This is a genomic window from Luminiphilus sp. nBUS_16, from assembly GCF_051201645.1.
Classification (GTDB): Bacteria; Pseudomonadota; Gammaproteobacteria; order Pseudomonadales; family Halieaceae; genus Luminiphilus.
In genome coordinates, this window is record NZ_CP179205.1 from 3,043,892 (window position 1) to 3,065,056 (window position 21,165).

The following is a 21,165-nucleotide window of genomic DNA, read 5'->3' on the forward strand; positions in this document are numbered from 1 at the left end:
CTTCTCAAAACCTTTGTTATGCTGGGCGAAATAACCGGGGAGCTCATGTCATGCTAGTTTTTCTTTTTGTAGTAGGTGCGTTGATAGCACTGGTCGCCGTGGGGTTAGTTTTGCTACCCATGTTTATCGATGAACAAGCCGTTATAAACCTCGCACAGCAACAATTTAAGGAAGCCACGGCAGGTGAACTCGTGGTTGAGGGCAACGTTGATCTCGGGTTGTTTCCTGAGTTAAAAATTAATCTCGGCAACACGACTATTGATTTACCACCGCAAGCTGACGACGGGTCACGACTGGTTGTAACCGCGCAGGAAGTTGACATCGGCCTGTCCGTTCTCGCCATATTGAGCGGCTCTGATGAGGTCGGTGACGTGCACCTCAGCGGCGCAGACGTTCAAATTTTGGACAATACCGGTGCCCTTCAAACACAGCTAACTATCACTGAGCTTGTGGCTCAAGGACTGAACATGGCGGGCCAACCCATCGGTTTGAACGGCGCGTTGGCCGTAGCCGCTGACCCACAATCCCAACCCATTGAGATTCGATTTGACGGGGCCGTGCGGGTCCCCAGCACTTTTGATCAAGTAACCCTCGATGGATTTAGCACGGAAATAATCGGGGTGCTAAGTGCGCCAGTTAAAACAGAACTATCAGGCACCGCAAAACTATCACCGCTCTCCGCAGACTTAGATTTAAACGTCAATTCACCCGGAGGCGTCATAGACGCGGACCTTAACTATAATGTCGCCGCCAGCCCCCAAATTGATTTGGATTTTCGCAGCGAGCGCCTAGACCTCGACCGGCTCCAACCGGCTAACCAGGGCGATGGCGCAGCTGATGATTCTGCCGCCCCCTCAACGCCAACGACACCTGACAAAGCCCCCGCATCACCTGCGCCTCCTCCTATGCCTTTACCTGTCGGCCCTCTGAAGGACCTCGACATGCAATTGACAATCAGTGCAGGCAGCCTCATCAGCGCAGGACAAACGGTCACTAATGCTCAGTTGCTGCTGCGAGTCGTAGACGGCATCAGTGACCTTGAATACCTACGTGGCACCCTGCATGAGGGTCAGCTAGACACGCAGCTTACCGTCGATGTACGACAACCCACGGTTAAAGTCGCGCTTGCAGGAGGGCTCAAAGGAGTTGAGCTAAACAGCCTACTCACCAGCCTAGAAAAATCCAATACCGCCGCAGGCTATGTCGATATGGCGTGGGATATTGATACCGCTGGCACCAGCGCACAGGCGCTACAAGAAGGTTTGGATGGCGAGCTCAACGTCAACGGACGAAATGTTGAGATCACCAGCGTGTCAGCGCAATCGCTGTTGTGTAGTGCCGTGGCTCAAATTCAACAAACAGCGCTGACCCAAACATTTCCGGAAACGACCGAAGTTACTGCATTAGATATGAAAGTTCGCTTTGAGGATGGGCAAGCACAACTCGCACCGCTGAACCTAGGCACTCCGGGAGTCGCAGTATCGGGTGTTGGCATGGCCAGTTTGGCCACCCTAGATTTCGCAGCAACCCTTCAAGCACAGGTCAATAAAGAACTCGAAGCCATTGACCCTGCCTGCCGCATTGATGACCGTTATACCGGCCTTGATTTGCCCGTGAACTGCGCGGGTAATCTCGCCGATGAGACCGGTAATCTTTGCAGGGTCGACGTGGAAGCTATCGCGCTACAACTGCTCGAGCGAGAAGCTCGATCGAAGTTGTCAAAAGAGGCCGACAAGCTAGGCGAGAAAGCCGGCAACGCCCTCAAAAAATTATTTGGTAACTAACATTCAGGGAAATATGTCGACAAGTCAGCGTTTTGAGCACAGTTTTCATGCCCTCGGGAGTGAATACGTTACCCCAACAGCCGCAACACCTGTTTCCGCACCAAAGTGGCTGGCTTGGAATCATCGGCTCGCCGAGCAGCTGGGTTGGCCGGAGGCTTGGGGACAAAATGAAAATACGCTGGCTACTCTTGCAGGCAATGCCCAATTTGAGAGTTCAAAACCCGGAGCCACAGCCTATGCAGGCCATCAGTTTGGCAACTACAACCCTCAGCTGGGCGATGGCAGAGCCATGTTGTTGGGCGAATGGCGAAGCCCAGACGGTAAGCTTGTAGATATCCAGCTCAAAGGCGCCGGCCCTACTCCCTACTCTCGCGGAGGAGACGGTCGCTCGCCTGTTGGCCCAGTGGTTCGCGAATACCTGATGAGTGAGGCCATGCACGCTTTGGGTGTTCCCACCACCCGCGCCCTCGCTGCCGTCGCCACTGGCGACCCCGTATACCGGCAACAGCTAGAGCCCGGAGCGATCCTCACTCGAGTTGCCACCAGCCATATAAGAATCGGCACCGTTCAGTTTTTCGCTATGACGCGTCAAGGGAAAGGTTTAGAAGAGCTGGTGAACTATGTTACCGAGCGTCACTACTTAGCAGCACTGCAGGAAGCCAAACGTCTCGACCCAGCAGTGACACATGCCCAGGTGTTACTAAATGAAGTTATCCGAGCTTTGGCCAACCTGACAGCACACTGGCAGAGCCTCGGTTTTATCCACGGCGTTCTCAACACAGACAATATGCTGCTTTGCGGCGAGACCGTAGACTATGGGCCCTGTGCCTTTATGGATGTTTTTGCCGCAGGGCAAGTTTTTAGCAGCATTGACACCGGCGGCCGCTACGCATTCGGTAATCAGCCCGGCATTGTTCACTGGAATATCAGCGTGCTTGCACAGTGCCTGCTACCCCTTATTGACGAAGACCAGGAAAAAGCCCTGGTGCTGGCTCAGACCAGTGTCGATCAGTTCCCAACGTTGTTTACCGACATTTATAGCGCGCGCCTCGCCGCAAAATTTGGTCTCGATGCCATGCGTGACACCGATCGCGCCTTAATCGAAACCTTTTTTAATCAACTCGAAGAGGACAAGCTCGATTTCACTCTCGCTTTTCGCTGGTTAACAGAAATTGCTAACGACAATCTTGAGAACACAATCCTGGAAGACTTATTCACGCCCAGCAGCGGTATCTTGAATTGGCTGACGCAGTGGTCCAGTCGTCGCGGTCAGGCAACGCCATCGAGCAGTGAGCGCATGAAAAACGCCAACCCCGTAGTGATACCCCGCAACCATTGGGTTGCGCAGGCCATTAACTCGGCCGAGGCCGGTGACAGCCAGCTGATGGACACCCTCCATTCCCGTTGGCAGGACCCCTTCAGCTGGCAGGCCGGTGACGAACAATTTGCGGCGGCGCCAAAAAGTGAAGAGCAAGTGCACCGAACCTTTTGTGGCACTTGATGCCCTGAGTGTATAATCACCCAAAATCTTGAGAGCTCCCACGTGCCGTTTTCTTTCCTAGGCAAAACCCTCAGCGGTTGCTTCACCGTTCCCTCGGGAATCGTGACCACCGCCCCCAGTATCATTCAACGCGTTATCCGCGACATGCCTGAGGTTGGTGTCATTACCACTAAAAGCATTGGTCTGGAACCTCGCTTGGGTTACCGAGAACCGGTGTACAGTCAGTTTGCACCCGGGTGCTTTGTCAATGCCGTCGGGCTCACCAACCCCGGTGCGCAGGCCTCTCTCGAAAGTTTGGGGCAACTTCGCGTGCCCGAGGATCGTTTTTTATTGGTTTCTATTTTTGGCGGCAGCGTTGAAGAGTTTGTCGCGGTTGCCAAAATACTCGAGCCCGTGGCCGATGGTTTTGAGCTGAACTTGTCCTGCCCCCACGCCAGCGGCTATGGCATGGCAATGGGGCAAGATCCCAAAATTGTTCATGACATTGTTGCCGCTGTTAAGCAGGCCGTTTCCAAGCCCGTCATCCCTAAATTAACGCCTAACGTCACCAATATTGCTGAAATTGGACAAGCGGCCCTTGATGCCGGTGCCGATGGTTTGTGTGCCATTAATACGGTGGGACCCGGCTATACCGAAGCCCACGGTGAACCCGTGCTTAGCAATGGGGTAGGTGGCATGTCAGGCAAAGGCGTATTACCCACCGCCTTAAAATGCATCCGTGAACTGCGGGCTATTACTGACAAGCCCATTATTGGTTGCGGCGGACTTTCAAGCGCCGCTGATGTTAAAGCGGCTCAACATGCTGGCGCCACAATTGCTGGTGTGGGTTCGGCTCTGTCGGGCATGGACACTGAAGACCTTAAACATTATTTCAGCACGCTAAATCGAGAGCTACAGGGGTCAGGCAGTCAGGCCGAAACCCAGATTCGATATGACCTGAGCATGGAGTTTCAGCCGGTTACAGTCGCAACTAATGAAGCCGTTTGCGATGACATCACGGTGGTAACCTTCAATGAAACAATGAACATTCAGGCGGGAGAATATGTCTTTATCTGGATCCCAGGCGTCGGTGAGAAGCCCTTTTCCTGCTTAACCGATAGCCCTCTGCGACTTGCGGTGATTAATGTAGGGCCATTTACAGAGGCTTGTTATCAGCTGGAACCAGGGGCAACGGTTTATTTGCGAGGCCCCTACGGCACCCCGGTAATGCCCCCCGAAGATGCCGATATTATTTGCGTTGCTGGAGGTACAGGACTCGCCGCGGTTTACCAGATCGCGCGAGACTTTGGCTCTAACGAACAGCCTGCACATATTTTTGCAGGCGCTAGAACCGCCGATAGACTGTACTTTATAGAAGACTGCAAAGACATTGCTCAAGTCACCACCGCGACTGACGATGGCTCCTCTGGGTTCCAAGGTCGAGTTACTGACGCACTTGCTGAGCACCTGGCCAAGCTGACGCCCGAGGCCTTGAGCAAACTTTGGTTCTATAACTGTGGGCCCGCGCCCATGATTCATGCAGCCGAGAAGGTGCAGCGGGAATACGGCAGCGAACAACAAATTTACAGTGCCATTGATTACACCACAAAGTGTGGTGTTGGTATTTGTGGCGCCTGCGCGTCTCCCGATGGTCGACGTATTTGTATCGATGGCCCGTTCATAAATCGGGAGCCGGATTTATTGCCTAAATTAGGCTAGCCAGAGGGTTAGCAGGGCGCCTAAAAACACTCCCTTCAAGAATGCCACCCAGAGAAGCTGATAGGCGTCTAATCCTAGGCGCTGCTGCCACTGCGTCGTTTGCTTTCGATGCCAAGCCCAAAACCCCATCTTTGTAACTCCTGCGCGGCCTAAAAAGTTCTCGATAGCACCTTCAACCTAGCGCACTCCAATCAAAAGTAAAGGCCGTTGAATTACCCAAAGCACGCAATGTGAACCAGGCAGGGTTGAGACCCTAGAACATGATGGCGCAACGCACCCCACTCACAGCACCATCGAGCATCGCTCTCTTGGGTCTCTCGCAGCCGACTTTGGCCAGCAGCCAAGGCTGTGGTGAAAATTGAATTAGCCCCAAAAATCGCTTCATCCCGATCTGAACCCCACAAAGCCGAAAGAGCCACCGCGTATCTAGGCGTCGAACAACAACCCTTGCTTTTATACCCATACCCCCTTAGGGTATACGGCATGAGACCTGAAACCAAAAAACTCGTTGATCAACGCCTCGCCCGCATAGAAGGCCAAGTTAAAGCCGTTCGACGGCTTGTCGAGGAAAATCAGTACTGTGTCGACGTTGTCCGACAGGTGCAGGCTGCCCGTGCTGCTTTAGCCAGCATGGAGACCCTAATCGTGGAGGATCACGTTGACACCTGCGTAGAGCAAGCGCTGACCAACGGCTCCATCGATGAGCGTCGGGACAAGGTCAATGAGTTAGTCGGTATTTTGTCGGGCAAGAAAAAGTGAGAATCATCGCCGGACTGCTGCTGCTACTAATTTCTGCAGCAGGCTCGGCTCGGCCGGTTTCTTACGTTGGCGGCTGGACCCTGATCGAAGAGTCTAACCGGCAATCAACTGCCGCTTTGATCCACTACACACCCTCACCCAGTTGGTCTTTGGGTCTTCGAAGCGAGTCGGTTCGTGATGAAGACTATGCCATCACTAGCCTACAACCCACTTATTTACTGAAGCGCTGGTTTGGGCAACACTATCAGGCCAATATCTATTTACAAGGCGGTATAGGTCTTGCGTCAGGGACCTCTGGCAACCCATTGAGCAGCACAACCGCGGCTTATGCCGGGGTCATCGCCGACTGGGAAACGCGCCGATTTTTTTTGGGTTATAACGCTCGATATGTTGACGCAGGCCACTTTGGCGACAATGCCATGCAACTTGTGCGAGTGGGTTGGGCACCTTACGAAGGCGATACTCAGGATCTGCACACCTGGCTCATGCTGGAAGTTGATCACCGCCCAGAGTCTAAAGATCCCGTTTCCGTAACACCCTTACTAAGATTTTTTCGTGGCCCCGCCCTGCTAGAAGTTGGTTTCAATATCGTCGACCCCACCCCATTGCTTAACTTCACTTACCGTTTTTAACTAGAGTAGAAAGCTTATGAATATGATGAGTCGCTTTCTCTTGGTCTTGCTCTTCCTGCTGTTATCGACAGCAGTGTGGAGTCAGCATGAGCACGGGCAGGCACATGAACATGAACATGAACATGAACAAAGTGTTTCCGAAAATACGGCAGACGCCGCCAGCGTCACCCCGGCAACGGGCCGCCTTACCACCACTCCTGAAATAGAAGCCGCACTGGCCAACGGGGGTACCGCCGTGGTCGCCGATGTTCTGGGCGTCGTCTGCGATTTTTGTGCCGTCGCCATGAATAAAATTTTTGGCAAACAAGAAGAGGTCACTGCGGTTTACGTCGACCTCGACACCAAGGCCCTAAATTTGGTCTTTAAGCCCGGTGCGTCCCTCGATGATGAAGCCATCGCCGCTTTAGCAGTCCAAGCCGGTTATAGAATTTCAGCTGTTCACCGCAATGCTGCGGTATTGGGTAGCTAACATGCTGAGTTATTGGCGTAGCGGTATTGCCCCAACCCTGACAATGTTCACCAGCTTATCGACTCTGCTGTGTTGTGCGCTGCCTGCACTGCTAATTTCAATCGGCGCGGGCGCCGTGATGGTAGGCATTACTACCGCCATACCGGGAATCATGTGGCTATCGGCCCACAAAGGGCCACTGTTCATATTCGCGGCCACCATGCTCATGGCGTGTTCAGCCTTGGTCTGGAGACAGCGGCGCAGCCCCTGCCCCCTCGACCCAATTCAGGCTCAAGCCTGCATGCGTTTACGGCGGTATAGTATTGGGATGCTCGTCGTGTCGACAACCACATTGGGGACCGGTATTTTCTTTGCCTACCTCTGGCCTATGATTTATTTGTAGCCAACACACTAAGGAGTATCGATGCGCAACACTGAAAACTCCTGGCGCAAAAGCCTATTACTCGCGGGTTTAACGCTGCCCCCAGTCGTTGCGATCTTAGCCGATTTGAGCAGCGGTCCCCTGCGGGCGTTTACAGTACTGCCCTATCTCTTTGCAACATTAGGCTGCTACTGGACAGGATCCAGCAGGAGTTTGTTGGTCATTTCAGGCGGGTCTCTGATGTTGCTAACCCTTGGCACCTTTGCCAAGGGTTCTGATCACATTTTATTTTATGTGAACAGGGCTACTTTTGGAGCAACGCTTCTGGCCTGCGCCTTCATCACCCACAGAGCGATTCAATCGCGCCAAAATCTGGTTCAGCAATCTTTAGCGCAAGTTCTTGAAGATTTAGATGCTGGGCTGGCGATATTTGGAAAAAAGCGGACCCTCATTTTTGCCAATACAGCCTTTACCAACATCCTTTCTGATTTGAACCCTGAGAAAAGCGACAGCAAGGGTCGCGCTGAAGATATTGGCATGACCTTCACTCAGGCAATCGAGCAGCTGTCTTCAGAACCTCTACAGTGGAACCAATCGCAGCAGTGGCTCGCACAAAGGCGTTCTCGCGAGCTACCCGATTCGACTCCACTTGAGTTGCGACTATCAGACGGTCGCCACTTTCAGCTGTATATTCAGGATTTGGAAATGGGAAAAACCATGATTCTGCACGATATTTCATCCTTAAAGTCCTACCAGGCGCAGGCCATACAGGCGTCAAAGCTGGCTCTTTTGGGTGAGTTGTCAGCATCACTCGCCCATGAAATTAGCCAGCCATTGGGCGCTGTTGAACTAATAACCGATAACATCATGCTGCACCTTGAGCAGGCTGAGGGGAATGTTAATAAAGACTATATTGTCGGAAAGCTTGAGCGCACCCGGAACGCCGCGGGAAAAGCGCGAAAAGTTATCGACCATCTCAGGCGGTTTGGTAGAAATGCGAAAGAAGACCCGACGCCAGTTGACCTACGCGATGTTCTATACAGCGCCGTAGACCTCATGCAAGATCAATATAAAAACTCAAATGTCGAGTTGGTCATTGAACAGCCTGAGCATGCCACCTTTGTGATGGGTCATCCTATCCAGTTAGAGCAGGTATTTCTAAACCTGCTCACGAACGCACGGGATGCCGTGGCTGATCACGTATCTGACCCGCGGGTCAGCGTAGCTTTAGCCATCGACGGTGACCGTGTTTCCGTCAGTGTGGCTGACAATGGTCCGGGAGTTCCCGAGGCTTTACAGTGCGACATTTTCGATGCGTTTTTCACCACAAAAGCCATTGGCAAAGGCACCGGTCTTGGCCTTTCCGTGAGTCGAGGTATCATTGCCGCTCTTAAAGGTGAATTGACGCTTACATCAAGTGAGGACGGCGCCACCTTCACTATAACGTTACCGGTGAGTGATGGCGTTGCGACTACAGCGTAAATTAAGGCGATGGCACCGCTGGCTGGCCATTGTTACTGCAGTACAGCTTCTGGCGTGGACGTTAAGTGGAATATTTTTTGCGTTCATCGACATTGAGTTTGTTCGAGGCGCCGACCATCGCCAACCTGCACTGCAAACGCCGATCGACCTTTCTGCGGCAAGCTGGATCACCGCCGACGCTACCGAGGTTTTGATCCGCAACCGGCTGCCTGAGGAGGTTGTTGTCGGTGTAGTGGGCCTTGAGGAAACACGCTGGTACCTACCTAATGGTAAGGTATTACCAGCGCTGAATGAGATTGAGGCGTTGCAACTTGCCGGCTTAAAGACAGACCTTAACGCGAACCGTGCGGTGTTTATTACTGAGGCAGAGGTCGGCTCAGAGTATCGAGGTCGGGCACTGCCACTATGGCGAGTTTTTAAGGATAAAAATCCCAGCACCGTGGCCTATATTGACGCTGCGTCGGGTGAGTTGGTAGCGGTTAGAAACACCGCGTGGCGCTGGTGGGATTTCCTCTGGTCACTGCACATCATGGATTATGACGATAGAGACACCATTGGCACCCTATTGTTGAAGCTGTTTTCCATCATGTCATTGCTGACGGCTATCGCTGGTGTCGCACTTTTTATTTCTCTTCCGAAAAAGTGGCGGTAACGAAGCGTTTTTCTTAACGCTTCGCCCCGCCAAAACACGATACGCTCACCATATCTTCACTCTTTGTTCGGGGGGCAGGTAAAGCGCATTGTCAGGGGTTACATTAAAGGCCTCGTACCATTCAGGCACGTTTCTTACAGGCCCGTTAGCACGATACTGACTGGGTGAGTGTGGATTTGTGGCTATTAGCTGACGCATAGCCTCATCGCGCATTTTTGCACGCCAAATCTGAGCGAAGCCCAGAAAAACTCGCTGAACCCCCGTAAGACCATCAAGCTCAGGAGCCTCCTCTCCCTTTAGGGAAGCTTGGTAGGCTCGCAACGCAATGGTGATGCCACCCAAGTCTCCAATATTTTCGCCCAAGGTGAATTCGCCGTTAGTACAGAGGTCATCAAACGGGCAAAAATCTGCATACTGCGCTATCAGACTGTTGGTGCGCACCTCAAATTGGGCCGCGTCCTCATCGGTCCACCAATTACGGATAGCGCCATCACCGTCAAACTTACTGCCGCTATCGTCAAGTCCATGGCCTATCTCGTGACCAATAACCGCACCAATACCCCCATAATTCACCGCATCCTCTGCATCTAAATTGAAGAAAGGCGGTTGCAGTATGGCAGCTGGAAAAACAATGACGTTAAGCACAGGCGAGTAGTAGGCATTGACGGTTTGCGGCGTCATGCCCCACTCGGTTCTGTCGACCTTAGCGCCATGACGCGCGATATCGCGATTGCGCTCAGCCTCGACTAACCCCAAGCGATTGCCATAGTAATCGTCGGCTTTAATCACCGCGCCCGCGTAATCACGGAACACGTCTGGATAACCAATCATAGGCTTGAACTTAGAGAGCTTGTCTAGGGCCTCAATTTTTGTGGCGTCTGACATCCACTCAAGCTGGGTAATGCTGTCGCGGTAGGCGTCGATTAGGTTCGCAACCAACGCCTCCATTCGCGCCTTTGCTTCTGGGGGAAAGTGACGCTCTACATAGACTTTGCCCACCAACTCACCCAGGGACCTGCCCACTACGCCTACTGCGCGCTGCCAGTCGGGTAACTGCTGCTCTACGCCAGAAAGGGTTTTTCGGTAAAACTCAAAACGACGTTGATCCATGGCTTTAGTGAGCAAAGAGGCTTCAGCATTAATCAAATGCCAACGGAGATAAGTCTGCCAATCTTCAACCGAGGTCTTTTCAATAATAGCGCCCAGAGCGTTAAAGTAATCGGAAGAAATCGACACCAAATAGCCGGGGTTCTCAAGCCCAAACCCGTCCAGATAACCCGACCAATTTACGCCGCCCACCAATTCAGGTAAGTCTTGCTGCTCAATGCGGCGATAATTATCAGCGAATCGACGCATACGCTCCTTAACTAAGTGTTGCTCTGCAATGGCCACCTCGAGGTCATAAATTTTCCTTACGGCCGCCGCATCGGTGGCTAGTCCCGCTATTTGGTGGAGCTCAAGCATGTAAGCCCGATACTGCTCTCGGATGCGCTCTGATTTGGGATCGTCTTTAAAGTAGTACTCACGATCTGGTAAACCAATGCCTCCCTGACTGAGATAAAACGCATAAATGCCCGGTTCCTTCGCATCAGCGTATTGCCATATTTCAACAGGAGAATTAAATCCATAGCGTGCCGCCACGCCAAAGTAGGAAAACACATCATCATGGCTTTGCAGCGCATCGATCTTGTCTAAAAACGGCCCTAGTGGTGCAAGTGCACGAGCATCACGACTTTCCCAGTCTAAAAACGAACTATAAAGATCGCCTACTCGCTGCTGATCACTGCCTGACGGGAAGGCGCCTGCGGCGGATTCTTCGATGATGTCACGAACTTGCGCGTCGGAGTTGTCTCGAAGTACGTCCATTGCGCCATAACGCGACTTATCTGCGGGTATCTCAACATTCGCCAATGCTTTGCCGTTAGCGTAAGCAAAAAAGTCGTCGCCTGGTGAGACCGACAGATCTAGCTCTGATGCGTCAAAACCTGAAATCTGTGTATCCGCTACTAAGGGACTACCCTTATCGTCCTGACAAGCCGTTAAACCAACTATCAAACCTAGAACAGCCATTCTTCGAAACATGATGCGTCCCTGCGATGAATTAAAGAGGATCGAGAGGCTACCTTGTGTACTCAGCGGTCGCCATGTTTTTCTTACTGCAGAATTTTGGGATAGTTCTGCGGCATTTTCATTTCAGCTTGTTATAACCCCTGCTGCCAACCAGACTGAGGCACCCGCAAGCGGCCACGCCTTTAAGCTATTGCAGCACTAGAATTACAAATGACGACGGGCCACAGCTTTTTTGGGGGGGGGGTACCTATTTAGCCTGAAAACCCTGAATCAACGTTTGTTAAGAAGGGCGTCTGAACGTGATTGGAGTTGATCATGGCTATCAAGATTGGACAAATGAGCCAATCGGTCGACTGGAAAATCGCTCTGCGCATCATGAGACTGCAACGGAGTACCTGATTTAACAACGCGATCACCGTCTGCCGGCGCGGGACGAAACTGCAGCAACACAAATAATAGGGCGCCATAAACGATAAAGATTTTTGCCATAAGCGCATAAATCACGATACCCGGATGCTCTCTAGCGAGAAACGCTTCAACATCGCCATAAAGCAGTGATGTGACGCCTGCAAATAGCAGTACCGCTAAGACACGGAAAAGCCTTGATTTGTGCTTGCCCAAAAAAAACAAAATCGAGGAATACTTAACAAAACGGAACAGTGACATGTTCAGATTCCTATATTGATACCCAATAACAGCGCGGCAACACCAAAACCTTTCCAGCCTATACCTGACCAGATTTCCTTTTCCTTTTCTGCAACCAAATACTCAAGTTCTTGCTCGCTGTAGCTCGACTCATCACGCCCTGCGTGAATCATATCTTGCCTCACCTTCGCGATAGCGCGATCGCGTAAGCGTTGACGAACGACACGGGGCATACGCAACTTTGATTTTTCCTCGGTCTTCATCACTACGTTCCTTATCACTGCCCAAGCGGGCTGCATCAGACCAGACACGTTTACGTTAAATACCTTACCACTAATTAGTAATGCCGCTTCGAATTGCCATTTCTAGGCGCGTGCTAGCAAGACCGGCCGAGTCAGAAGGATCAAGAGGGCATGCTCTATTTCGCCACAAGCCTAATAAAAATAGGTTGCATATATGTAACGCGTTACCTAATGTTAATTTTGAATACGTATGATTAACGCAATAGTCACTGGAAAGCCGATATGCCACAGCGCGAACTCACCGAACAAGAAGTCACCCGCTTTTCTGAGGATGGCGTCATTAAAGTCGATCAGGCAGTCGAAAGTGATTGGATCCCCAAGTTGCTTGCAGTCGCAGAGCAACAGCTCAAAAACCCCAGTAAGTGGGTTAACGACGTCAATAGCGGCGCCTCTGAAGATCGGCTGTTCACCGATCGCTACCTCTGGCGCAGCAATGATGTTATCCACCAGTTTATTCGCGAGTCGGGTTGTGCTCGTCTTGCAGCGCAAGCCATGAACAGCCAATCGTCACGCTTTTATTTTGATCACCTGCTGATCAAAAAGGTAAAGACCAAAGCTCCCACGCCTTGGCATCAGGATGCGCCCTATTGGCCTTTCACCGGGAAGCAAATTGCCTCCATTTGGTTAGCCCTGACGCCGGTCACCGTGGCGGGGAGTTCTCTAGAGTTTATACGTGGCTCACATCATGATGATGTCTACTATCTACCTGCTGTATTTGGTGGTGCAGAAAATACATCAGGCCAGTGGGCCAATACACAGCAAGGTGTCCCGGTACCCGACATTGAGGCCGAGCGTGACAAATACGATATTGTTGGGTTCGATTTAGAACCGGGCGACGCTTTAATATTTTCGGCTTGGATGCTGCACGGAGCACCCGGAAACCAGTCCGCAACGCAGGATCGAATCGCACTATCAACCCGCTGGCTTGGTGATGATGTTCTATGGGACCCCAGAGAGGGTGTGGACCCTTCCGTAAACCCCGAGCACGTCGCTGTGCAGTCGGGCGCTCCGGTTCACGACAATGCTTTTTTTCCTGAGCTATATCGCGCATAACCGCGCTCTGACCTCGGCTCATCCCAAGTCAATCTATGGCGCATTGAGCACATAGCTTGGCGGAACCTACTAAGACGCTTTAGCGCGATAACCATAATCTTCTGTTCATAGTCATTGTGTTGTAAGGACGAGCTATGAATATTGAATTTATTACCGACGCTGATTACGATTTACCGCACGAAACGAAGGTCCAGCGAGAGATAAAGACCCCCCAGGCGTCCAACCCTGCTGTTGGGCCCGCCTTCAAATGCGGCAGCATGACATTGGTAAAAACTTGTGCTCATAAGGGCTGCGCCTGCCAGTCAATAAAGATCCCCAAGTACAAATCACGTTAACTCATGAAGAGGACGCGGCCTGGCGCCTGACCAAAGTGATGACGCCCCCATAGATCATCCACGGTGCCAGCAGCCAAGGAACCTGTCCCTGAAACGTAATAGTGCGCCCATTAAATTCGAATAACAGTGGGTTCCACCACGGACCCGCAGGCGCTAAGGGTGCCCACGATAGTGGCTTACCTACTGCTAGTTGATCGTGATAGAGAAACATTTCGACTAAAATATTTTGCCCCAACGCCCAAAGCATGAACACTGTGAAGGGCCACCAGTGCCACGTTTGAAAAACCTCTGCTCGCCGCCCACTACTGATCCACATAAACCACAGCCCCACCAACGTGATGCTTCCGGCATCGGCAAGTGAGTTCAGTAACCAGTTAATGTGTATAGGAATAAATTGGGTCAATACCTCGCTTCTGCGCGCATCAACGGGGTCGCCGGCCCACACACCATAGGTAAACCACAGCTCCCAGCCCAGCGCACAAAGTAGAAAACTCCCGAGATAGGCGCGAAGTACCCAGGATTGTAGACGGCCGCGTCGATACAGCCAGGGCACAATCACTAGCGGCAATAACGCGCTGGTATAAACAACGACAATCACTCGAAGATATTCAAGGGTCATAAGTACATTCCATTGTGTGTTAGGTCACTTTCCAATAGAGCAGACCCTAACAGAGTTACCCCAAAATCTAATTTAAAAACACACTCAACACCGCGGTCTTTATAAACCAACCCCTGACGCAGCAGGTGCGATGTCCTTTTTTTGTCGTCACAGAACAGAGTCTGCAGGTGCATGTACAGCAATGACAACATGGCCCCTCATACCCGGAAATTTAGCCGACAGCAATTCAGGAGGCGCAGAAACACTTTAGGGAATTCTGCGAATAAGCTGATAAGGTTCATGCCGTCACCATCGCGCCCATGAGCACACTAAGGGTGTTCAGGCGGGCACTGTTCTTACCCGATACCGGAAGGAGGCTTGAGACGTGTTCTGTGTAAAAAATGTCTGCTTAGGCCTTGCGATTGCTATTTTGATGAGTGGCTGTAGTCCAACGGGCAGCAAGAGGCCAGAGAATTCCACCATTAAAAATTGCGAGCCAGAGTTCAACGGCGACGGCTCCATTCGCCGGATGATCTGCCGTTAGTGTGCCCGTTTTTCTGAACCCCCACGGCAAACACAATTTCAGATCGGGAGGTTTATTGAGCTTGCTCTGTCTTAAGCGTGCTATGGCGCAGCTCGAGAAGTTGAGCATGAAGCCAAGGGCCGCTTGCCGTTTCAACACCGTCACAGATAACCGCGTATGAACGACCACTCCATGAACTTTTTGTCGCTAAGCGATCAATAAAGTTTTCGGTCGTTTCAACATAACGCTGTCCGCGGCTGTATTTAAGGGCCAAATGCTCGGCGGCATCTGGCGACGCGTGCAGGCTGCCATTGCGTTGGAAATCACAACCACTCTTTGCAACAACCTCAAGCAAGGCGTTTATCTCAGCCTCAACATGCGACTCGTTTGCAAGCAATCCGATGGACAGAACTAAACTGCAAGCTAAAACGACAGCGCAGAGAACATTGCGAAATGTTGTGCGCCCAGCCAAGGCCGGGCGAGTTTTTTGAACAATCAACGCTTTTGCTTAATCATCGAAGTCAGAGCTTTGAGTTTTGTGAGTGCCACCATAATTAGCCGGTGAAAAGTGCGTGGATTTAACGCGCCATTCTCCGTCACTCTCTTTCAACCAGACACTGGTGACACGCGTGCGATAAGGGGAAACATTGCCTTCCATACCCACTACCCCTTCAGCGTAATAGCGGGCATAAACGACACCCTCGGCAATCTCAGTGGCTTCAGGATAGACAACCCGAAGATTACCTGTATTGCCCACCATATTTTTTTTCCAATCCTCGGCCGAGGCTATCGCCATGGGCTTGTGAAAGCTGCCATCTGAATTGGTGCCCAAGAATCCGGTCTGACTTTCCATGGCCGCAACGGTTTCGTGATCGTTATTATTTCTGGCATCCCAGTAGGTTTCGATAGCGGCTTTTACCATAGCCTCTGAAGGTAAGTGCCCATCAGCAAAAACCAAGGCCGGGAGAAGTGTTACCACGAACAAGCAATGTGCAAAAATTTTCATGTGATGCTCCTCATTACAGTAATAATCAACGTTATAAATATCTCGCTAACAGCCCAAGGGGCCTCCGCGCTCAGCGCTAGTCCACACTATCATTGCTGCCGATCGATCCAAAATTCACCATGTCGTTGGCGCTTATCAAATTCAACGCCAGACCCACCGTATAAAAGCTGGTCACCGAAAATTCGGAGATGTCTGCGGCGGTATGAATAACCGTAATACCCTTACATAAATCCATACAGGCGGCTTTGCTGACCTCTTGAAGTAAAGCAAATTGACGAAAATAGTCAGCCAGTTGTGATTTTCCCTGTCGTTCCCGTTGCGCGTTTTTTAATGCCAGTTGGTTATCAACCGACGCTTCTATGCGACTAAGAATGTCAGCCCGGGTATTAGACACCTGCTGAACCATTTGAGAGTAACGTAGTTCTATATCAACGTTATTTCGATCGGCATTTTCCGAGTGGTAGTCTGCTAGATGATCATCAAGGCAAACCAAGCATCGTGTAATGCCAAAGTAGTTTGCAACCAGGGGCGTAATTGCAGAAATGCCAGTGGCAGCGACAGGGTCACCTTGAATCACAATGATCCTGGGTTTAACCGGCGGCTTTTTTGCCCAATGCTTGGTGAGCTGCCCGACGAGGTGATCGGCCACGACAACCGGGTCACGCTCATCGTAGTTGCCCATTCCTTCAATAAAAACAGGGTGGTATTGCGCCAGCTTTGAATGACAATCTTTTGGCAACGTAACTATCTTCCCTGCAGTTTTTTCTGCGCTAGCAGACACACATTTCAAAACAATCGACTAAATGTTTAACGACCGTGCCTCAACATTTCGCATTGGGCTTGTCCCCTTCAGCAAAGGCGCTCTGCGATGACCTTCTCAGCAATAGTGGCATCAATTTTTGGCCGTTGGCGGTTTGCTGGGTGGATGCTCCACAACAGGTATCCGATACGAGCAGGCAGGCTTGTTACAGCACTCGTAGTTATCCATCAGCGCGTAGGTTCCTCTCTCGTGACAAGGCGTGCAATAGGGTCCTTGCCATTGTTCCCCCTCAGCGACCCATAACGCCCCTTTCCAAAGTCGCTCACTGCGACGTCTTTGAAGCGACAGGTACATTGTGAATGCAGCAACCGCACTAGCAACGACCGCACAACCCGCCAAAAAAACCGTGAAATATTCATGCTGGACATATGTCAGGGGCAAAAACAGCCACTGCCCCGCCCACATCGCGATCACAATCGCCGGCCACCTGAGCCACACGATGACTGACTTCCTTGAAGTGTTCATATTTATCTTCTCCCGCACACACCCACCGGCAAAACACGCCCCACCAAAACTCATACTGCGGCGCGTCTAGTGAGTCTCACTCATATTTGCCATCAAATAAACCGTTGTCGCCATCGCCACTGCCAGTTGATAGTCTATTCACGTTAGGCGATAACATGCTGCAGTTCCCATACAAGCAGGCCCCCTACAAACTTCAGTCCCCATACAAGGATTACAGCAATGAACTTTGTACAGGCAATCAGAAGTGTATTTGTCAATTACTTCAACTTTTCAGGGAGAGCGAGCAGGTCCGAGTACTGGTTTTTCCATCTCTTCCTGTTAATCGCCGATATCGCTGTCGACATTGCTGATACTTTAATTTTTGGCGACGCAGAATTAGCACCTATTAACCTCATTTTTTTTCTAGGTATTTTAATACCGACAGTGGCTGTATCCGTTCGCCGCTTGCATGACATCGATAGAACGGGTTGGTGGGGGCTATTGCTGCTGACCGTCGTTGGACTTTTGGTATTGCTTTACTGGGATCTAAAACCAGGCGACGAGGGTGAGAACCGTTTTGGCAATAACCCTCTGACGCAAGACGGGTCGGAAACGGATACAAAAAAACATGCCGTCGGTGTCAAAGGTGCAATAGTTATCTGCCTCATTTTTGCCGGCATTTTTGTCGCCATGATTGCTGCCTCAATCGCTCTAACGGCTTACAACGAATACTCGTTGCGCTCTGAAGAACAAAACAAACCAATGACCTTGCCACCGGAAGAACCCAGCACTGAGCAACCTAACGTGCCGTAATTTCAATCTGACTCAGCAAGACAGGCCGATCGAGCGCATTTGTTGTGCCTCGCAACTGGCTCAGGCTCGCATTGCAGCAGCAACCTTTCTGTCATGAAGCTTGCCTGACTCTGCGCAGATAGCAGCAGCATCACGGCAAGTACAGCCGAAGAAATCAGCATGTTCAAAAGTGTACTGTTCATGGCTCTTACCTCGCTAAATAAGTTGCGCCATCCGTGGCCGCGTCAGGTCATGTCTGCGCTAATCCGTCCTTGATGTGCTTATTATCCGGGAACCAGGCATCTTCTGATTTGCAAGTTGCGTCAATCGTTAGGCAGGAAGCGCCAACTGTCAGACATAAAAAAGCCCGCACTGGGCGGGCAAGGGACGCTCTAACTTTGAGGCGCCCATTATTAAGCGATAGGCTTTCGTGAGATTGACAAAATACGCCAACGTTTTGGCTCAACACGCCAAGGTAGGACATTACAGGTAGTAATGTTGGGCTGAACGTTATGGCAACGTTGCAGTTAATCCTGCGCTGAGTCTCGCGGTTCGATGTCAGAACACTCTGAACTAGCGACGTGCAGATTCCATCAGGCCCAAATTTTTCACGGCGGCGGGAGCTTTCGCTGCTGATAACTGACTACCTTTTGCGCACTTCACAGTTTTAAGCACATGGCATAACGGCAATCATAGGATCCAAAACACAGCCAATCTGATTGCTGTGTGTGGACACTGAGTCACTCTTTGCGTGCCTGATGGATCCGCCGCTATAAGTACCCACTGACAGGGCGGATCACGGTTTATTGCTAATGCTCGTTTCTGAGTGACGCAACCCCCATCTGATTCGGTCAATGTCGGTTACCTAACGGGTCAAACAAGCACGGCTTTCTGAAATTTATGTAAAGGAAGCTTTACTTTTTTGGCGGGGCTGGGCATAATGTAAAGGTTACTTAACTTTTTGTAAAAGGAGCTTACATGAAAATGAACCCGCAAACACAATCGAACCAATTAGATCGCGAGCTGAAAAGTACGGCTAGAAGACTTTTTGTTTTCACCGGCACTTGGGTAGCAAGTACCGCCCTGCTCACGTTTGGACCCAGGATGTGGTGGGAATATGATGTTTTAACCACCGTACTCGTCATAGCGCTCAACCTACTGGCAGGTGCCATGATGCTCTTTGCCTTTTTTAGACACCTGAAAAGCATGGATGAACTTCAACGACAAACACACCTTGAGGCCATGGCTTTGACATTGGGTATCACGATGATTTTCACCGTTGTTTACGGCAGTCTACCCACCGTGCAGTTACTGGAAGATGCGCACCCAACCAATATTTTATTCGTTATAGGTATTACCTACATATTGGCAGTTGCTCGCATCTGGATGAACCGAACAAGCGAATGAAAAATAGACTGAAGGTACTCAGAGCAGAGCACGATTGGACTCAGGCAGACCTGGCGGGTCGACTGGATGTGACCCGACAAACCGTAAATGCCATTGAGAAAGGCAAATATGATCCCAGCTTACCTCTGGCATTTAAAATCGCCGGGGTATTTCAAATGCCAATCGAGCAGATTTTTTTACCCGCAGAAGACGCTTAAAGGGGCTGGGTAAATTAAAAAAGCAGGGCTCAACCAAATAGCAAGAGGTGCGCAGTGGCCCAACGCAAAAACCTTAAACGACTGAAGAACGAGTCACAGCAAAAACACGGGTGATACCACGCCTATCGAGTCCATGATGAGGAAGCTATTTATGCAGTTGGGGGTATTAACGCTTCAGAATGACGAGACCGAAACTTGTTGTGCTGTATTCCATAAGAGAAAGCCGTAAGTGCACATCATTGCTGTAGGGGGGCATGTCAATATATTGATCAAGGGGATGGTTACCCTGATAGAAGTTCAACGGTGCCACCGTATGGCCCTCTTTGCGAAGTGCTGATGCAATTTCACGAAAATCCCTTCTACGAAAAAGGACTGTTCCCCCCGACGTTACAGTATCCTCGTCGGACGAAAGATTGAGCTCTGTTGTGTGTACCGCCAAACCACCGCTTCGCAACGTATCGAGGCTGTTCTTAACAAAAGCTTTTCCTGCCTCAATGCTACCAAGATGCTCAAAAGCGCAGCTGCTCCAGCAGAAATCAAAGTCTTGCAAGTTGGCGGGAATCGAATTCATATCCACATTGGCAAAGTCAACCATTTGGTCAAATTGTTCTTTCTCCGAGATACCTGAAAATAGATCTGCTTGGCTAACGGCCAGCTGACTGGAGTCAGCCCACCCTTTGGCAATGCCTTCATCTTGATGCAAGTCAGTAGCGAGTACAGATACACCACAACTTGCCAACAAATCTGGTATGCGCTCAGTGCCAACGGCAAAGCCCAGCCCACGACAACCCTGACTCAGCATACCGTGATCTTTTAAAGACTGAAGGATGAATACAAACTCCCACAACTTCCTGTGGTAGGCGTGTCCGTATCCAAGGCGATCTATCCAATGCTTAAAAAGTGGCATTTGAAAGTGGTCAAAGCGACAACACTCGCTCCCGAATACAGCGGGATACGCAACATCTTCTCTGTCTAAATTTTTAACAGACTCGCGAGCCTCATCCAGCGCGAGCAAAGTGCTGGTGACATCCATGTCGTCTGCTGGGGACTCACTGGGGGATGTAAGAACCCTTTTTCCCAGCAGGTCTTTTACGAGGTCCTTGATAAGCACATCAATCCACTCACATTAAGGCGCCGGGTCGCGCTCAGTGAGATTAATCCACAAACAAAACAAAAAAGCACTCAATTAACGACAAAAACAAACAAGCCGCGGGTGCCAGTGTGCATATAACAATAAGTGGCGGTTGTTATGCGTGACTGTGCAGAGGCAGACATTGCCGATTGCTTTGGGTGGACGAGGTGAAGGTTTTTATCGGTGCGACAAGGTCAGAAGCTGATGCCCTGCCCTCCAATCGAGAAGATAGAGACTGAATCATGGTAGGTTTCATGGTAGAAGCTGCTTAGTCAGACCAGAGAACCTAGTGCTTCCGGTAACTGTAGGCTAGCCTCTAGTGGTATTGGTGCCGGAGATAGGAGTCGAACCTACGACCTTCGCATTACGAATGCGCTGCTCTACCAACTGAGCTACACCGGCATGGGCCGCGATGGTAAGGATTTCTGGCATCAGTCTCAAGGCCCAAGCCGCAATGGCTCACAATACCCCGGCCCTTGGGTCATCAGGCCTCCATAAAAGGA

The 21,165-nt window shown here is 50.9% G+C and carries 22 protein-coding genes and 1 tRNA gene; 13 read left to right on the forward strand and 10 right to left on the reverse strand.

Features of this window, described 5'->3' with window-relative positions; genetic code table 11:
* Window positions 1-50 precede the first annotated feature (50 nt).
* The 9 genes from ACMAY6_RS13575 to ACMAY6_RS13615 all read left to right on the forward strand — a co-directional run bounded on the left by ACMAY6_RS13575 (window position 51) and on the right by ACMAY6_RS13615 (window position 9,338).
* Window positions 51-1,784: an AsmA family protein gene (locus ACMAY6_RS13575; RefSeq protein WP_435212671.1), complete on the forward strand. Its 1,734-nt coding sequence runs from the start codon at window positions 51-53 to the stop codon at window positions 1,782-1,784.
* 13 nt (window positions 1,785-1,797) lie between these two features.
* Complete coding sequence (locus ACMAY6_RS13580) at window positions 1,798-3,285, forward strand: protein adenylyltransferase SelO (RefSeq protein WP_435212673.1); 1,488 nt, start codon at window positions 1,798-1,800, stop codon at window positions 3,283-3,285.
* 42 nt (window positions 3,286-3,327) lie between these two features.
* Window positions 3,328-4,983: a tRNA-dihydrouridine synthase gene (locus tag ACMAY6_RS13585; protein ID WP_435212674.1), complete on the forward strand. Its 1,656-nt coding sequence runs from the start codon at window positions 3,328-3,330 to the stop codon at window positions 4,981-4,983.
* A 483-nt stretch (window positions 4,984-5,466) separates the two neighbouring features.
* Window positions 5,467-5,742, forward strand: coding sequence for a metal-sensitive transcriptional regulator (locus ACMAY6_RS13590; RefSeq protein ID WP_435212676.1), 276 nt, complete (start codon window positions 5,467-5,469; stop codon window positions 5,740-5,742).
* Window positions 5,739-6,374: a hypothetical protein gene (locus ACMAY6_RS13595; RefSeq protein WP_435212678.1), complete on the forward strand. Its 636-nt coding sequence runs from the start codon at window positions 5,739-5,741 to the stop codon at window positions 6,372-6,374. Before ACMAY6_RS13590 ends, ACMAY6_RS13595 begins: the two co-directional genes overlap by 4 nt.
* 16 nt (window positions 6,375-6,390) lie before the next feature.
* The gene (locus ACMAY6_RS13600) at window positions 6,391-6,843 is read left to right on the forward strand and encodes a hypothetical protein (protein WP_435212680.1); all 453 of its coding nucleotides are present in this window, start codon (window positions 6,391-6,393) and stop codon (window positions 6,841-6,843) included.
* A 1-nt stretch (window position 6,844) separates the two neighbouring features.
* A complete protein-coding gene (locus ACMAY6_RS13605) occupies window positions 6,845-7,225 on the forward strand; it encodes a hypothetical protein (RefSeq protein ID WP_435212682.1) in 381 nt (126 codons plus the stop codon).
* Between the two features lie 21 nt (window positions 7,226-7,246).
* Window positions 7,247-8,686: a sensor histidine kinase gene (locus tag ACMAY6_RS13610; protein WP_435212684.1), complete on the forward strand. Its 1,440-nt coding sequence runs from the start codon at window positions 7,247-7,249 to the stop codon at window positions 8,684-8,686.
* A complete protein-coding gene (locus tag ACMAY6_RS13615) occupies window positions 8,664-9,338 on the forward strand; it encodes a PepSY domain-containing protein (RefSeq protein WP_435212685.1) in 675 nt (224 codons plus the stop codon). Before ACMAY6_RS13610 ends, ACMAY6_RS13615 begins: the two co-directional genes overlap by 23 nt.
* Window positions 9,339-9,383: 45 nt before the next feature.
* On the opposite strand, the gene ACMAY6_RS13620 is transcribed toward ACMAY6_RS13615, so the two are convergent.
* From ACMAY6_RS13620 to ACMAY6_RS13630, 3 genes are all read right to left on the reverse strand, one after another.
* Window positions 9,384-11,420, reverse strand: coding sequence for a M13 family metallopeptidase (locus ACMAY6_RS13620; protein WP_435212686.1), 2,037 nt, complete (start codon window positions 11,418-11,420; stop codon window positions 9,384-9,386).
* A 258-nt stretch (window positions 11,421-11,678) separates the two neighbouring features.
* A complete protein-coding gene (locus tag ACMAY6_RS13625) occupies window positions 11,679-12,074 on the reverse strand; it encodes a hypothetical protein (RefSeq protein WP_435212688.1) in 396 nt (131 codons plus the stop codon).
* A 2-nt stretch (window positions 12,075-12,076) separates the two neighbouring features.
* Window positions 12,077-12,316, reverse strand: a complete 240-nt coding sequence (locus ACMAY6_RS13630; protein ID WP_007234352.1) for a hypothetical protein — start codon at window positions 12,314-12,316, stop codon at window positions 12,077-12,079.
* A 261-nt stretch (window positions 12,317-12,577) separates the two neighbouring features.
* Between ACMAY6_RS13630 and ACMAY6_RS13635 the strand changes: the two genes are divergently transcribed.
* Window positions 12,578-13,408: a phytanoyl-CoA dioxygenase family protein gene (locus tag ACMAY6_RS13635; RefSeq protein ID WP_435212690.1), complete on the forward strand. Its 831-nt coding sequence runs from the start codon at window positions 12,578-12,580 to the stop codon at window positions 13,406-13,408.
* 336 nt (window positions 13,409-13,744) lie between these two features.
* On the opposite strand, the gene ACMAY6_RS13640 is transcribed toward ACMAY6_RS13635, so the two are convergent.
* From ACMAY6_RS13640 to ACMAY6_RS13660, 5 genes are all read right to left on the reverse strand, one after another.
* Complete coding sequence (locus ACMAY6_RS13640) at window positions 13,745-14,362, reverse strand: hypothetical protein (protein ID WP_435212691.1); 618 nt, start codon at window positions 14,360-14,362, stop codon at window positions 13,745-13,747.
* Between the two features lie 575 nt (window positions 14,363-14,937).
* The gene (locus ACMAY6_RS13645) at window positions 14,938-15,363 is read right to left on the reverse strand and encodes a DUF5329 family protein (protein WP_435212693.1); all 426 of its coding nucleotides are present in this window, start codon (window positions 15,361-15,363) and stop codon (window positions 14,938-14,940) included.
* Between the two features lie 9 nt (window positions 15,364-15,372).
* On the reverse strand, window positions 15,373-15,870 hold the full coding sequence (locus tag ACMAY6_RS13650; RefSeq protein ID WP_435212694.1) for a nuclear transport factor 2 family protein: 498 nt from the start codon (window positions 15,868-15,870) through the stop codon (window positions 15,373-15,375).
* Between the two features lie 76 nt (window positions 15,871-15,946).
* The gene (locus tag ACMAY6_RS13655; RefSeq protein ID WP_435212696.1) at window positions 15,947-16,609 is read right to left on the reverse strand and encodes a shikimate kinase; all 663 of its coding nucleotides are present in this window, start codon (window positions 16,607-16,609) and stop codon (window positions 15,947-15,949) included.
* A gap of 153 nt (window positions 16,610-16,762) precedes the next feature.
* The gene (locus ACMAY6_RS13660) at window positions 16,763-17,155 is read right to left on the reverse strand and encodes a hypothetical protein (protein WP_435212697.1); all 393 of its coding nucleotides are present in this window, start codon (window positions 17,153-17,155) and stop codon (window positions 16,763-16,765) included.
* Between the two features lie 219 nt (window positions 17,156-17,374).
* Here ACMAY6_RS13660 and ACMAY6_RS13665 point away from each other — a divergent pair, with 219 nt between their 5' ends.
* The 3 genes from ACMAY6_RS13665 to ACMAY6_RS13675 all read left to right on the forward strand — a co-directional run bounded on the left by ACMAY6_RS13665 (window position 17,375) and on the right by ACMAY6_RS13675 (window position 19,530).
* A complete protein-coding gene (locus ACMAY6_RS13665) occupies window positions 17,375-17,947 on the forward strand; it encodes a DUF805 domain-containing protein (RefSeq protein ID WP_435212699.1) in 573 nt (190 codons plus the stop codon).
* A 963-nt stretch (window positions 17,948-18,910) separates the two neighbouring features.
* A complete protein-coding gene (locus ACMAY6_RS13670; RefSeq protein WP_435212700.1) occupies window positions 18,911-19,333 on the forward strand; it encodes a hypothetical protein in 423 nt (140 codons plus the stop codon).
* The gene (locus tag ACMAY6_RS13675; protein ID WP_435212702.1) at window positions 19,330-19,530 is read left to right on the forward strand and encodes a helix-turn-helix transcriptional regulator; all 201 of its coding nucleotides are present in this window, start codon (window positions 19,330-19,332) and stop codon (window positions 19,528-19,530) included. The genes ACMAY6_RS13670 and ACMAY6_RS13675 overlap by 4 nt, the downstream gene beginning before the upstream one ends.
* Before the next feature lie 166 nt (window positions 19,531-19,696).
* Here ACMAY6_RS13675 and ACMAY6_RS13680 read toward each other — a convergent pair whose 3' ends face one another.
* Together ACMAY6_RS13680 and ACMAY6_RS13685 are read right to left on the reverse strand one after the other, a co-directional pair.
* Window positions 19,697-20,641, reverse strand: coding sequence for a hypothetical protein (locus ACMAY6_RS13680; RefSeq protein ID WP_435212704.1), 945 nt, complete (start codon window positions 20,639-20,641; stop codon window positions 19,697-19,699).
* Window positions 20,642-20,988: 347 nt separating this feature from the next.
* A tRNA-Thr gene (locus ACMAY6_RS13685) sits at window positions 20,989-21,064 on the reverse strand.
* Window positions 21,065-21,165: the final 101 nt, after the last annotated feature.

Excerpts from the sequence above, each read along its gene's own strand:
- ACMAY6_RS13575 (WP_435212671.1), top strand. The coding sequence starts at position 51 with ATGCTAGTTTTTCTTTTTGTAGTAGGTGCGTTGATAGCACTGGTCGCC.
- ACMAY6_RS13580 (WP_435212673.1), top strand. The coding sequence starts at position 1,798 with ATGTCGACAAGTCAGCGTTTTGAGCACAGTTTTCATGCCCTCGGGAGT.
- ACMAY6_RS13590 (WP_435212676.1), top strand. The coding sequence starts at position 5,467 with ATGAGACCTGAAACCAAAAAACTCGTTGATCAACGCCTCGCCCGCATA.
- ACMAY6_RS13600 (WP_435212680.1), top strand. The coding sequence starts at position 6,391 with ATGAATATGATGAGTCGCTTTCTCTTGGTCTTGCTCTTCCTGCTGTTA.
- ACMAY6_RS13605 (WP_435212682.1), top strand. The coding sequence starts at position 6,845 with ATGCTGAGTTATTGGCGTAGCGGTATTGCCCCAACCCTGACAATGTTC.
- ACMAY6_RS13610 (WP_435212684.1), top strand. The coding sequence starts at position 7,247 with ATGCGCAACACTGAAAACTCCTGGCGCAAAAGCCTATTACTCGCGGGT.
- ACMAY6_RS13615 (WP_435212685.1), top strand. The coding sequence starts at position 8,664 with ATGGCGTTGCGACTACAGCGTAAATTAAGGCGATGGCACCGCTGGCTG.
- ACMAY6_RS13620 (WP_435212686.1), bottom strand. The coding sequence starts at position 11,420 with ATGTTTCGAAGAATGGCTGTTCTAGGTTTGATAGTTGGTTTAACGGCT.
- ACMAY6_RS13625 (WP_435212688.1), bottom strand. The coding sequence starts at position 12,074 with ATGTCACTGTTCCGTTTTGTTAAGTATTCCTCGATTTTGTTTTTTTTG.
- ACMAY6_RS13630 (WP_007234352.1), bottom strand. The coding sequence starts at position 12,316 with ATGAAGACCGAGGAAAAATCAAAGTTGCGTATGCCCCGTGTCGTTCGT.
- ACMAY6_RS13635 (WP_435212690.1), top strand. The coding sequence starts at position 12,578 with ATGCCACAGCGCGAACTCACCGAACAAGAAGTCACCCGCTTTTCTGAG.
- ACMAY6_RS13640 (WP_435212691.1), bottom strand. The coding sequence starts at position 14,362 with ATGACCCTTGAATATCTTCGAGTGATTGTCGTTGTTTATACCAGCGCG.
- ACMAY6_RS13650 (WP_435212694.1), bottom strand. The coding sequence starts at position 15,870 with ATGAAAATTTTTGCACATTGCTTGTTCGTGGTAACACTTCTCCCGGCC.
- ACMAY6_RS13660 (WP_435212697.1), bottom strand. The coding sequence starts at position 17,155 with ATGAACACTTCAAGGAAGTCAGTCATCGTGTGGCTCAGGTGGCCGGCG.
- ACMAY6_RS13665 (WP_435212699.1), top strand. The coding sequence starts at position 17,375 with ATGAACTTTGTACAGGCAATCAGAAGTGTATTTGTCAATTACTTCAAC.
- ACMAY6_RS13670 (WP_435212700.1), top strand. The coding sequence starts at position 18,911 with ATGAACCCGCAAACACAATCGAACCAATTAGATCGCGAGCTGAAAAGT.
- ACMAY6_RS13675 (WP_435212702.1), top strand. The coding sequence starts at position 19,330 with ATGAAAAATAGACTGAAGGTACTCAGAGCAGAGCACGATTGGACTCAG.